The sequence below is a fragment of the Ruegeria sp. AM5 genome (assembly GCF_056540645.1).
This window is the reverse complement of record NZ_JBQFXC010000001.1, coordinates 40,168-53,211: the sequence shown is the minus strand read 5'-3', so window position 1 is coordinate 53,211 and position 13,044 is coordinate 40,168. Positions and strand designations below refer to the sequence as shown.

The 13,044-nt window shown below is 56.7% G+C and carries 12 protein-coding genes; all 12 read right to left on the bottom strand.

Features of this window, described 5'->3' with window-relative positions; genetic code table 11:
• Nucleotides 1-7 precede the first annotated feature (7 nt).
• On the bottom strand, nt 8-766 hold the full coding sequence (locus ACR0AH_RS00265; protein WP_480589788.1) for a 3-ketoacyl-ACP reductase: 759 nt from the start codon (nt 764-766) through the stop codon (nt 8-10).
• Entirely contained in the window at nt 763-2,253 is a 1,491-nt protein-coding gene (locus ACR0AH_RS00260; RefSeq protein ID WP_480589786.1) for a GMC oxidoreductase, read from the bottom strand. The genes ACR0AH_RS00265 and ACR0AH_RS00260 overlap by 4 nt, the downstream gene beginning before the upstream one ends.
• Nucleotides 2,250-3,362: an ABC transporter ATP-binding protein gene (locus ACR0AH_RS00255; protein WP_480589783.1), complete on the bottom strand. Its 1,113-nt coding sequence runs from the start codon at nt 3,360-3,362 to the stop codon at nt 2,250-2,252. Before ACR0AH_RS00255 ends, ACR0AH_RS00260 begins: the two co-directional genes overlap by 4 nt.
• Nucleotides 3,363-3,368: 6 nt before the next feature.
• Entirely contained in the window at nt 3,369-4,250 is an 882-nt protein-coding gene (locus ACR0AH_RS00250; protein WP_480589780.1) for a carbohydrate ABC transporter permease, read from the bottom strand.
• Entirely contained in the window at nt 4,250-5,143 is an 894-nt protein-coding gene (locus tag ACR0AH_RS00245) for a carbohydrate ABC transporter permease (RefSeq protein ID WP_480589778.1), read from the bottom strand. Before ACR0AH_RS00245 ends, ACR0AH_RS00250 begins: the two co-directional genes overlap by 1 nt.
• 101 nt (nt 5,144-5,244) lie before the next feature.
• Complete coding sequence (locus tag ACR0AH_RS00240) at nt 5,245-6,483, bottom strand: ABC transporter substrate-binding protein (RefSeq protein ID WP_480590826.1); 1,239 nt, start codon at nt 6,481-6,483, stop codon at nt 5,245-5,247.
• A gap of 68 nt (nt 6,484-6,551) precedes the next feature.
• A complete protein-coding gene (locus ACR0AH_RS00235) occupies nt 6,552-8,075 on the bottom strand; it encodes an aldehyde dehydrogenase family protein (RefSeq protein ID WP_480589775.1) in 1,524 nt (507 codons plus the stop codon).
• 4 nt (nt 8,076-8,079) lie between these two features.
• Nucleotides 8,080-8,847 carry an enoyl-CoA hydratase/isomerase family protein gene (locus ACR0AH_RS00230; protein ID WP_480589772.1) on the bottom strand — a complete coding sequence of 256 codons (768 nt, stop codon included), beginning with the start codon at nt 8,845-8,847 and terminating at the stop codon, nt 8,080-8,082.
• Nucleotides 8,844-10,415 carry an acyl CoA:acetate/3-ketoacid CoA transferase gene (locus ACR0AH_RS00225; protein ID WP_480589770.1) on the bottom strand — a complete coding sequence of 524 codons (1,572 nt, stop codon included), beginning with the start codon at nt 10,413-10,415 and terminating at the stop codon, nt 8,844-8,846. The genes ACR0AH_RS00230 and ACR0AH_RS00225 overlap by 4 nt, the downstream gene beginning before the upstream one ends.
• Complete coding sequence (locus ACR0AH_RS00220; protein WP_480589767.1) at nt 10,415-11,416, bottom strand: Gfo/Idh/MocA family protein; 1,002 nt, start codon at nt 11,414-11,416, stop codon at nt 10,415-10,417. The genes ACR0AH_RS00225 and ACR0AH_RS00220 overlap by 1 nt, the downstream gene beginning before the upstream one ends.
• Nucleotides 11,417-11,630: 214 nt before the next feature.
• Nucleotides 11,631-12,455 (bottom strand): TauD/TfdA dioxygenase family protein, encoded by an 825-nt coding sequence (locus ACR0AH_RS00215; protein ID WP_480589765.1) that lies wholly within the window; start codon nt 12,453-12,455, stop codon nt 11,631-11,633.
• Between the two features lie 43 nt (nt 12,456-12,498).
• Entirely contained in the window at nt 12,499-12,906 is a 408-nt protein-coding gene (gloA2, locus tag ACR0AH_RS00210) for an SMU1112c/YaeR family gloxylase I-like metalloprotein (RefSeq protein WP_480561258.1), read from the bottom strand.
• Nucleotides 12,907-13,044: the final 138 nt, after the last annotated feature.

Below are 13,044 nucleotides of genomic sequence, written 5' to 3'. Positions count from 1 at the left end.
CCCTGACTTACAGACGTGAAATCGACAAGCCGCCATCCACCGGGATGGCGGCACCGTTCGCAAAGTGCATGTGCCCTTGAACCAGTGGGACGACAACTGACCCAATATCCTCGGGCTCACCCCAGCGTGCCGCGGGAACAAGACCGCCCTCGATACGGTCGGTATACTTGTCGCGCACGCCCGCCGTCATCTCGGTCGCGATGATTCCCGGTCGCAGCTCAAAGACACCGATGCCTTCGGGGGCCAAGCGTACTGCGAACAACTGAGCCATCATCGCTGCGGCCGCCTTGGACACGCAGTAATCGGCGCGTTCGATCGATACCATTGTCGCGCTGACAGAGGTGACAAAGGTGATCGAACGATAGGTATCTTGCGTCTGCTCCAACATGCGCCGGGCCACCGCTTGCGCCAGAAAAAACGCGCCACGCAGGTTGATGTTCTGCACGAAATCCCAATTCTCGGGCTTCAGGTCCAGCATGTCACCACGCACTGGCGCCCCTACGCCTGCGTTGTTTATGAACGCGGTGATCGGGCCCAAATCGGCTTCGATCTGATCCAGTAGCTCCGGAATGTGATCAATGTCGGACACGTCGTGCTGCACATAAATTGCGCTTGGGCCAAGCTCTGCCAAAGTCGCCTCAACGACCGGTTTGTAGGGCGCCGAGCGAGAGGCTATTGCGACCTTGTACCCTGCGGCGATCAAGGCGCGCGCCACCCCGAGTCCAATGCCCTGTTGTCCTCCGGTCACCAATGCTGTTCCGGTCATGCGGCAAACTCCGTTTTAATAATGTGACGACCTGCCCGGAGTGCGAGTGCGGCTATAGTAAGAGCCGGATTCACTGCCGCAGATGTCGGAAGAACTGACGCGTCGACGATGAACAGGTTCTTGTGGTCGTGGCTGCGGCAGAACGTGTCGACGACACTGCTTGCCGGGTCATTACCCATCCGCGCTGTGCCGCATTGATGCGACGGAGTGCGCCGATCAAATGGTCGCGACAGTACCACAGGAAACCCCGCCTGCTTCAGATGCGCCTTTAGCCGCGCAACCAAGGCCTCGTGCGCCGCCCAATTCGAGCGTTTCCAGTCCAGCGTGATTTGGTCTCCTTCGACCGTCACCCGGCTGTCTGGGTTCGGCAGGTCTTCGGACATGGCATAGAAATCAAAGCTGCGATTGGCGATTAGCGCTGCAATTGGCCTCGGCAGGCTGGTTTGCGACGAAAGGATCGGCCCGGTGATCTTTCCCAGCATCTGAATATTGCCCAATGGCAAACCACCCTGCCCGTCGCTGTTGTAATAGTCGTTAAACATCAACGTTTTCTGATAGACCGCCCTATTTCGACGCAGCGGATGAAGGGCCAGCACCGCCGAACAATTGTGGTTCATAAAGTTCCGTCCGACCTGATCGGACCGATTGGCAAGACCGGTTGGACAATTGTCGTTCGCGGACTGCAGCAACAGTGCCGAGGACTGTACCGCACCTGCTGCAAGCACGATGACCTGCGCATGCAGGGTACCGTGGCCATCAACTTCGACACTTGTGACACGACCAACGGCATCAGCCTTCAATTTTCGGACACGCGCGTCAGTTAAAAGCTCGACATTCCTATGCTTCAATGCCTCGGCGAGGGCACAGGTTTCGGCGTCCATTTTGCCGCCGCATGTATTGGGAAACGCATCCCAAGTTGTTTGCCCAGCCCGCAACCAGGTTTCAATATCCACGCCCAACGGCACTGAGGATGGCGTCAGGCCTGCGTGGCTTAGCCGGTTCCTCAGGTCTGCAATATCAACCTCATCCGGCACAGGTGGGTGCGGGTAACCCCTACTGTGCGGCGGTTCGGTGGGGTCCTCTTTGGTGGTCCCACGTGCGTCGTAAAGCTGTTCCGCGGTGGTGTAATCCGCCTCAAGCTCTTCATAGGGCATGGGCCAGCCGCGCGAGTAACCACCCATATGCTGACGCGGCTCAAAATCCTCTTTCCGATAGCGTATCAAAGCTGCGCCGTAGAACTTAGAATTTCCGCCAACGCAGTAGTAGTTTCCGGGGTTAAAAGGTTTGCCTGCTCCATCTAGCCATGTTTCATCGGGGCGAAAGTGCCCATTGGCAAAGATCGCTTTTGGGTCTCGATCCTGCGGTGAGGGCTGCAACCGCTTTCCTCGTTCAAGGATCAGAATGCGACGACCGGACGGAGCCAACGCCGCAGCCAGCGTTCCCCCCCCGATACCCGTCCCAATGATTATGACGTCAGCTCGATTCATGGAAGAATCCGCATCTCGCTTTCGGGATCAAAAGCCACGGCCTTTTCCATGTTCACTGCAAAGTTGAAATCCTGACCCGGTGCCACTTCGGCATCCGAACGCATACGCGCGATCACATCTCGTCCGCCCAATTGCATCGAGACGAAGGTGTCCGATCCAGCGGGCTCCGTCACCACGATACGGTTGGCCATCTGCGCGATGTTCGACGACTTTCGATCCGCGCCATCCATATCGGTGATAGTCTCTGGGCGGATTCCCAACAAGATCTCGCGCCCATCCCATGCGGCCAAGTTGTCCTGGCTGAACGGAAGTTGCGCCATAGATCCGTCGTGAACGGCGACCTCTGCATGAGGGTGGCCATTCAAAACCGTAACCCTGGCCGGCACCACGTTCATCGCAGGCGAGCCCATGAATGTTGCAACGAAGATATTCGCAGGCGTGTCATAGATTTCCTGCGGCGTACCCAGCTGTTGGACATAACCGCCGTTCATCACGGCGATCCGGCTTGAAAGCGTCATCGCCTCGATCTGGTCATGCGTCACATAGACGATGGTGGTCCCGAGATTTTGATGCAGCTTCTTGATCTCGGTTCGCATGTCGACGCGAAGCTTGGCATCGAGGTTCGAGAGCGGTTCATCGAACAGAAAGACATCAGGGTTCCGTACTAACGCGCGACCCATTGCAACCCGCTGACGCTGACCGCCCGACAACTGACCGGGCTTACGATCCAGCAACTGCTCGATCTGTAAGAGCTTGGCAACTTCTTGCATCGCTTTGTCGCGTTCAGGCTTGGGCACACCATGCATCTCAAGACCGAAAGTGATGTTCTGCCCGACCGTCATATTGGGATACAAAGCATAGCTTTGGAAAACCATGGCAATGTTGCGGTTGGACGGGTGCACCCCGTTCATCACCTGATCCTTGATGCGGATTTCGCCGCTGGTGATCTCTTCCAGCCCCGCGATCATGTTCAGCAGAGTGGATTTGCCACAGCCCGAGGGGCCGACCAGAACCAGGAACTCTCCTTCCTGCACCGAGATGTCGACTTTGTGCAGAACCTCGACCGCCCCGTAGGATTTGGTCGCGTTGTCTATGTCTAGAAAACCCATGAGGTCTTATCCTTTCACCGAACCCGCCATCAGGCCGCGGACGAAGTATCGACCGGCCACGATGTAGACGAGCAGAGTTGGCATGGCCGCCAGAATGGCGCCTGCAAAATGAACGTTGTATTCCTTCACACCGGTTGATGACTGCACCAGATTGTTCAGTGCCACCGTCATCGGTTGGCTGTTGGCATCGGCAAAGGACGCGCCGAACAGAAAGTCATTCCAGATGTTGGTGAACTGCCAGATGATCGAAACCACGGCGATCGGCCCGGAACTGGGCAGAAGAATGCGCCAGAAAATCTGGAAGAACCCGGCGCCATCAATCTGCGCCGCGCGGATCAGCTCGGTCGGGAACACAGCGTAGTAGTTGCGGAAGTACAGCGTGGTAAAGCCAATCCCGTAGACAACGTGGACAAGTGCAAGACCCCAGGTGGTGCCTGCCAGCCCGATTATGCCCAACATCCGTGCCATCGGGATAAGAACAATCTGGAACGGGATGAAGCAGGCGAACAGCATCAGACCGAATAAGATGGTGTCGTACTTGAAACGCCATTTGGTCAGCACATAGCCGTTCAACGCCCCAAGAATGGTCGAGAAGATCACCGCCGGAACCACCATCTTGATCGAGTTCCAGAAGTAGGGCTTCAGCCCTGTCGGATCGACGCCGATCTGCGCCGAAGACCACGCCTTGAGCCACGGCTCAATCGTGAACACCTGCGGCAGGTTCATCATGCCGCCGCCGGTGATCTCTTCCAATGGCTTCACCGAGTTCACCAGCATGACATAAAGCGGCAGCAGGTAGAACAGACCGAACAGAAGCAGCACCAGATATATCAACGTGCGCGTAACGCGGCCCGTTCGGATTGCGGTATCCTGAGTAGCTTGAGACATCAGCGTTTCTCTCGCAATTCGGCGTAAAGATACGGGATCATGATCGCGGCAATGGTCATCAGCATGATCGTGGCCGAGGCCGCACCGATCCCCATCTGGTTTCGCGTGAACGTGTAAGAATACATGAAGGTCGCGGGTAGTTCTGTGGCGCGACCGGGGCCACCCCCGGTCAGGGCGATGACAAGGTCAAAGGTCTTGATCGCCAGGTGGCTGAGGATCACGAAGGCCGACAAGAAGGCTGGTCGTAGTTGCGGGATAATGATCCGGCGATAGAGGTTCCAGTTCGACGCGCCGTCCATCTGCGCAGCCCGCAGAATTTCATTGTCGATCCCACGCAGGCCAGCCAGAAACATTGCCATCACGAAGCCGCTCGTCTGCCAGACGGCTGCTAGAACAACTGTGTAGATGGCGTAATCACGGTTTTTTATCCAGTCGAACTCGAAGCTGGTCCAGCCCCATGTGTGCATAACGTTTTCCAACCCGATGCCAGGGTCAAGGAACCACTTCCAGGCTGTACCGGTGACAATGAAGCTCAGAGCCATCGGATAGAGGTAGATGGGACGCAGCAGCCCTTCCCCCCGGATTTTCTGATCAAGGAAGATCGCCAGACCCAGGCCGATACAGGTGCAGATCACGATGTATAGGCTCGCGAAAATCCCCATATTGATCAACGAGGTTTCCCAATGGCTCAGCCGCCACAGTTTGTCGTAGTTTTCCCATCCGACCCATCCAAAGGACGGCAGGATGCGACTGTCGGTGAATGACAGGTAGACCGAAAACAGAATGAAACCGTAGACAAAGACCGTCATCATCGCGATCGATGGAGACAGGACTAGCTTGGGAATCCAGTTCTGAAGGCGTGTCTTGAAATCCGCGTCGGCTGAACCAGCCATGGCGCGCCCTCCTCGTTCGAGTAGTTGTAGGTCGGAGCGATTACGCCCACTTGGTGACAGGGCGGCCAACCTGCCGCCCCATCGGGAGGATCACGTTAAGATCACTTGGCGATCGAAACTGCGTCGACCAGTTCGACTACAGCTGTCTCGCTGTCATACTCACCGTTGAAATGGGCTGTGACGACGTCATAAACCGCGTTCTTCACCGATGCCGGCGCGGCATGGCCGTGCGCCATCGAGCCAAACAAGTTACCCGACGAAGCCGCTGCTGCCAGATCCTTCATGCCCTGTTGGCCACAAGCATCCAGATCACTACCGTCCACGTCAGTACGAGCCGGGACAGAGCCCTTCACCTTGTTGAAGGCAATCTGGAAGGATGGCGACAGGATCGCGCTGGCCAGAGCGGCCTGTTCAGCCGATACCGAACCGCCCTGATCGAACATCATGAACTGGTCAGCATTGAAGGTGACCTGATCCTGAGTACCCGGGAAGCGGAAGCACAGGAAATCCTCACCCGGCACTTTGCCCGCGTTCAGGAACTCGCCCTTGGCCCAATCCCCCATCATCTGGAAACCGGCTTCACCGTTGATGACCATCGCTGTCGCCAGGTTCCAGTCTCGGCCCGAGAAATTCTCATCCACGTTGTCGCGAATGAAGGCCATACGGTCGAACGCTTCTTTCATGGCGTCGCCGCCAAGTGTTTCCTCGTCCAGGTCAACGAAGGCTGCTTTGTAGCCATCGGGTCCAAGTGTCGACATCGCCACCGCATCGAAAATGGTCGCATCCTGCCAGGCTTGACCACCATGCGCGATCGGAGTGACTCCGGCGGCGTTCAATGCCTCAACCGCTGCGACGAATTCGTCCCAGTTGGTGGGCTGTGCAAGGCCGTTAGCGTCCAGCACCGCTTTGTTGGCCCAGACCCAGTTAGTGGAGTGCACATTGACTGGTGCCGAGACCCACTTGCCGTCATGCTTGGCAAAGGCTTTCAGAGCATCTGGAACGACATCATCCCAACCTTCCTTGGCGGCCACTTCGTTCAGATCGGCCAGCGCACCCTGATTGGCCCAATCGATAATGTCAAAGCCCAGGGCCTGAACGGCTGTTGGTGCGTTGCCAGCAGTGACGCGCGCCCGCAGAACGGTCATCGCCTGCTCACCACCACCGCCCGCTACTGGCATGTCGGTCCAGCCGATTCCTTGCCCGGACAGGTCGTCCTTGAGAACATTCAACGCTGCGGCCTCACCACCTGAAGTCCACCAGTGCAAAACTTCCACGTCTTCAGCATGCGCAAGGCTGGTCGTGCACAATAGACCGGCTACAAACAGCGATTTTGTCTTCATAAATTTACGCATTCTTGTTTCCTCCCTTAATGCGTTCTTCTTATACGGGACCAATCCGGTGCCCGGCTTTAGTCTTGCGGAACCCATGGCGCTCGGTTGTTGCCGATGCGCATGACCACTGATTTCACTTCGAAGAATTCCTCGAACCCGTAACGTCCGATTTCCCGCCCCTGCCCGGATTGCTTGAACCCACCGAATGCAACCTCGGGGAACCCGTCCATCCAGGTGTTGGTCCAGACCGTTCCCGTTTCTGCACGACGGGCGAATTCGAGGCAGGTGTGAACGTTTTCGCTCCAGACCCCTGCCGACAGACCGTAAGCGCTATCATTGGTTAGCGCGATTGCTTCGTCCAGTGTTTTGAACGTCAAAACAGACAGAACTGGTCCGAATACCTCATCCCGGGCTATTGGCATGTCGGGCGAGACATCAGAAATCACCGTCGGCTGGTAGAACTGAGCGCCCAAGCCTTCGACCTCCAGCGGCTCACCACCCAGATCAATAGTTGCACCCGAAGCCTGCGCCTGCTTGACGTACGCGTCGATTTTTGAGTTGTGCTCGGACGTTACGATAGCACCAACCTGCGTCGTCTGGTCCAGAGGATCGCCGAATTTGACTTTGCGCGACAGGGCAACGACACGCTCACGGAAATCGTCGGCTATGTCTTCGTGCACAATGATGCGACTGCTTGAATTGCAGCACTGGCCAACATTGAAATAGACACCAAACACAACCGCATCAGCGGCTGCATTTAGATCGGCGTCGGGAAAGATGACCTGAGGGTTCTTGCCCCCAAGCTCAAGCGCGACTTTCTTGAGTGTATCCGATGCTACTGCGCTGATCGTCTTGCCCACAGCCGTTGAGCCCGTAAAGCTGATCATGTCCACGCTGTCATGGCTCGACATCACACTGCCAACGGGAACTCCGTAGCCCAGAACGATATTGCATACACCGGCGGGCAATCCAGCTTCGACCAGCAACTCGCCCAGCATCAAGGTTGTCGACGGTGTCATCTCAGACGGCTTCACAACAACGGTGCAACCAGCCGCCAACGCGAAGGGCAGCTTCTGACTGAGAATCCAGAAGGGGAAGTTCCACGGCGTAATGATGGACACGACACCGATGGGTTCCTTCAGCACGACACCCATCATGTCTGCGCCAAGAGTGTTGTGGCTGTCGCCGTGTGTGCTGCGTGCCAATGAGGCCGCATAGCGCCAAAGGTCTGCTGCACCGCCGACCTCGCCCTTGGATTGGCTGATCGGCTTACCGCTTTCCAGCGTTTCGATCAGCGCGATCCGGTCGACATTCTGCTCAATCAGGTCGGCAACCTTCAGCAAAACGGTGGCCCGTTCTTTGCCTGATGCCCGGCTCCAATCACCGCTTTCGAACACCTTGCGCGCCGCCTGGATCGCGGCCTCGGCTTCAGCCTCGCCACCCAAGGCCGAACGGCTGACGATGTGCCCGTGCGAGGGCGAGCGCCGTTCGAACGTCTCACCCGATGCGCTATTCTGCCACCTGCCATCGATGAGATGCCGACCTTCGAACAACGGCGGCAACTCGAACGGGATGGCAGGGTTGATGGTGATATCTTTCATATTGTCAAAGGCCAGAAAATGTGGGGTTACGTTTTTCCATGAATGCGGCAACGCCTTCTTCGCGGTCCGCTGAGGCGGCAATCGCTGCGCTACCAAGGGTTTCGACCACGGCATGAGTGTCTTCACCGACCGCTGCATGGATCATGTTTTTTGAGATTTCGGTGGCGCGAGGCGAAAGGTCGCTAAGTTCGGCGGTGATCTCAAGCGCGCGCGCCAGAACGTCGTCAGTCACCTCGGTCGCAAAGCCCAAGGCCACGGCGCGGTCAGCACCAATACGGCGCCCAAAGAGTGCCATCTCTTTCACCGCAGCTTCGGGGATCAGCCGGGTCAACCGCTGTGTCCCGGACCAGCCGGGTACAATCCCAACCCGAGCTTCAGGCAAAGCCAGCGTGGACCGCGGGGTCATCAGGCGCAGATCGCAGCAACTGGCCAGCTCTAGCCCACCGCCGAACGCATGACCGTTGATCGCAGCAATTGTTGGCTTGCCGATCCGCGCCAGGCGGTCAAAGATGCGATGTCCATCACGGACCCAATGGCGCGCGAATTCAGCGGGGCTCAGACCACCCCAAGCGCCAATATCGGCCCCACAACAGAACGCTTTTTCACCCGCGCCCGTCAGAACAAGCGCACGAATAGACACGTCACGCTCGACCTCTGTCAGGCCAGCTTCCAGCGCGTGCAGTATATCTACAGTTAACGCATTGAGCTTGGCCTCGTTGTCCAAAGTCAGGACGGCGGTTGCACCCTCGATATGAATGCGCAGTTTGCTCAAAGTGTCATCCCCATCGAGCCAACTGCGAATAGCGACTTGGGCATCTGAACCGCGTTTTCCGCGACTTTGACGCGACCGCCTGAAGCTTCGACAATATCGCGCTGCACCTCAATGCCGGGCATGATTTCCGTCGCGACCAGCCCCTGATCCGTCAGGCGAATAACGCAACGCTCTGTTACATAGAGCACATCCTGACCGGTTTCCCGGGCACGGCGGCCCGAGAATGTGACATGTTCGACCTGATCCACCATCTTGGTGAATTTTCCTGGGGCATTCACACGGATACCATCATCCGCCAGATCAATCTTGGCGCCAGCTTCGAACCAGCCCGAGAACACGATCTTTTTGGCCCGCGCGGTGATATCGACAAAACCGCCGCACCCTGCTGTCAAATAGGGTTTTTTACCAAGTTTGGAGACGTTCACATTGCCTTCGACATCGACCTCGAGGAACGAGAGGAACGACATATCGAACCCGCCGCCCTGGAAATAGATGAATTGCTGTGGTGACGGCACATAGGCATGCGCGTTGGATGCACACCCAAAGGCAAAGCCGGTTAGTGGGACACCACCGACGGCCCCCTGTTCAATCGCCCATGTCACCGCCTGAGGATGGCCCTCTTCCAACAAAACACGCGGGACCATAGCGCTGATTCCAAAGCCCAAGTTGGCGCTCATGCCGCTGCGGAGTTCTTGGGCGGCGCGACGCGCGATGACCTTTTCGACGCCATGCTCGGCCAGTGAAAAGCTGTCCCAAGGGCGCATGATCTGGCCAGAAATCGAAGGATCATAAGACGTTTCAGTCGTTTGCATCTGCTCCGGGTCTTCAACGATCAGGTCGACCAGATGCCCCGGCACGCGCACTTCATGGGGGCGCAGGCTTCCGGCGGCAGTCACACGTTGAACCTGTGCGATCACGATCCCACCGTGGTTGCGGACGCAGATCGCTTGCTCTAGCCCGCCCAAATAAGCGCCTTCATGCTCATAGGTCAGGTTTCCGAACTCATCCGCTGTGGTAGCGCGCAAAATACATACGTTCGGGTTGATGTTTGGGAAGTGCAGCCAGGTCTGACCGTCGAACTCTCTCCGGTTCACGATGGGCGTTGCCACGCCACGCGCATTCATCGCGCACCCTTCGCGGACAGGGTCCACGAAGGTTTCAAGCCCGACTTGCGTCAAAACACCAGGCCGATGCGCTGCGGCCTCGCGATGCATGTCGAACAGAATTCCTGACGGCACGTTATATGCGGCGACCCGATCCTCGACGATCATTTTCCAGATTTCCGGCATCTCAAGGCTGGAAGGGCCCGACGGGTACGATCCGGCAAGAACGCGGCTTAGCAATCCATCCTGCGCCAGATAATCCATGCCCTTCACGCCATACATATCACCGGCGGCTATAGGGTGCAGCGTTGTAATGTTGCGCGGATGCCCCTCTGTGCGAAACCGCTCTCCTAGCACCTTCAGCACAAGGTCAGGGCACCCCAGTGCCGAGGACGATGAAACGGTTACGACAGCATTGTCTGGGATACGAGAAACGGCCTCGGAAACGGAAACAAGCTTGGTCATCAGAAACCGCCATAATCTATGTTGATACGTTCACCCGACGCTGCGGCCTCACGAACGCTCAGCGCGATTGACAGCGATTTCACTCCGTCAGGTCCATAGGCAGCAGGACGGCCTTGTCCCGCCGCTGCGGAGACAAATTCCGAAACGCCTTGAACATAGAGAGAGTGGTCCGAAAACGGAATCTCTTCGCTTCCGGCTTCAGTCACCAGTTTTATTGCCCCAACAGGGCGCTGCGTCATGACGCCATCCGCAAAAATCGAGCCCTTGGTCCCGTGCACTTGCAGGCCCGACCCGGCAAAGGGGTGCGTAAAGCTTTCGTGCGTCGTGACCATCGCCCCCGATGGCATCGTCCACACGGACATGCACGAGTCTTCGACCCCCTGCCCCATCCCAGAGCTGGCCATTTGCGCGACGACGGAAATCGGGTCCTCATTGAGCAGGAACCGCGTGACATCCGCATCATGAACGACGATGTCGGGGATCACGCCGCCGCCGGCATCTGCTGAGTTAATGCGCCACCCCTGTAGGTTCCCGGGCAAATGTACCGCGTGATGTATACGCAGCGAAAGAACGTCGCCGACGCGACCGTCTGCAATGAGATCACGAATGGCACGATGGCTGCCAGAGCATCGCAGGTGGTGATTTGTACCAAAAGTCACGCCAGCCGCTTCGGCTGCGCGCACCATTTCGACAGCTTCCGCTTGCGTCATCCCGAGCGGCTTTTCACATAGAACATGCTTACCAGCCGCGATGGCAGCCATCGCCTGACCATGGTGCTTCTCATTTGTGGAGGAAATGTAGACGGCTTTCACGCCGTCGTCAGACAGCGCCGCGTTCAGGTCTGTGGTTGCATTGGGAATTCCGTGCTCCTTAGCCCATGTTTGCACCCGGTCAGGGGAATTGCTGACGACCCAGGTCACGTCGTTGCTTGCCTGCTGACGCACCGCGTCCAACATATATTGCGAAGCTATAGTGCTCGCTCCGACAAATACCCAATTCATCTGACCTCACCAAAAAATTGGAACGTTCCAAAAAAATTAGTGGAACGTTCCAAATTTGGCAAGAAAAAACTCTATGCGCGCCTTAAAGTTCAGAAAACATGTCTAAAAACGAGACGTTAGATGCCTCATCCAAAACGATCATAGGGAACCGAAGAGATTCACGGCGTGCCGACACTCTGACTGAGTCGCAGAAATTCGCCGAGCGCCACTTGCATCAATGCGTCAGAGCGACCCCTTCCACGGTCACCCTGTGCATAAGACGTCGAAACCCATGGTAGTCGTTGATCGCCTTGTGCCACGTCGCTCTGTTATCCCAAATGGCGATATCCCCTTCCTGCCAACGCAGACGACATTGGAATTCAGGCTGCTTGCAGTGATCGTAAATCATACCCAGCACCGCGGCAGACTCATCCGCGCTCAAGCCTCTGATTTCGGTCGTGAACACGGGATTGACGAACAACCCTCGCCTACCGCTGAGAGGGTGCGTGATGACCACGGGGTGCAAAGCGTCTTGCGTGGCAGCTTCGGCGTTACCCAAACGGCCGCTTTTTGCGGCTTCTGTGTCCATGATGCTGGCGCCAAAGACATGGCGAGAGGAATGCACCGCCCACAAACCATCTAAGAAACCACGCATCGTGGGCGACAAAGCTTCGTAGGCAGCAGCCATCGACACAAACAGCGTGTCGCCACCCAGGGGCGGAACCTCTAGGGCGTGCAGGATCGAGCCCATAGCAGGCTCCTGATCATAAGAGTGGTCAGTATGCCACCCCTCTCCCACAGCTTCTTTCTGATCCTTCTCTTTCAACACCATGGCAATCTCTGGGTGGCCGTCAACCGGTTTGAAAAATCGGTTCACGTTGATTGGGCCGAACTTTCTCGCAAAGGTCAGATGCTCTTGTGGACTAACGCTTTGGCCCCTCAGTGCGATAACGGAATACTCTGCGAAGGCTGACTTAATTGCGTCGAATTGATCTTCACACCGGATGTCCGCCCCGACGATTTCCGCACCCAATCCACCCGTGAGAGGTTTTACTTCCATGCGCCCTCCTCCCTGCTTCGCTCAGCCTAGAAGACGAGACATATCACTTCAATGCAATCGGCTTGGCTTCATACAACTCCAATGGAAGATCGTCCGGATCGCTGAAGAAAGTGAACCGATGGCCGGTATATTCATCGACACGGATGTCTTCGACGAGGACACCTTTCTGTTCCAGACTGTCTTTCAGCGCCTCGATATCATCCACAACAAACGCAAGATGCCGCAGACCTCGCGCTTCGGGGCGAGACGTGCGTTTGGGCGGGTTGGGAAAGGAAAACAGTTCAATCTGAGAACCGTCCGGCAACGCCAAATCCAGCTTCCAAGATTGCCGCTCAGCCCTGAAATTCTCAGCAACAATCCTCAAACCAAGCGTCTCTGAATAAAACGCCTTGGACCGTTCATAGTCCGAACAAATGACTGCAGCATGGTGGATTGCTTTCAGACTGGTCACGGGCCTGTATCCTTATTTAATCAATTAGCTAAGCCGAACTCTTGAGGTATTTCTTCGCTTCATTTTCAAAACTGATCGAGAAAACCAAGAGGCGTTTGGCCAAATTTGGCAACCGAACAATACAGGAAAACAAAGCAG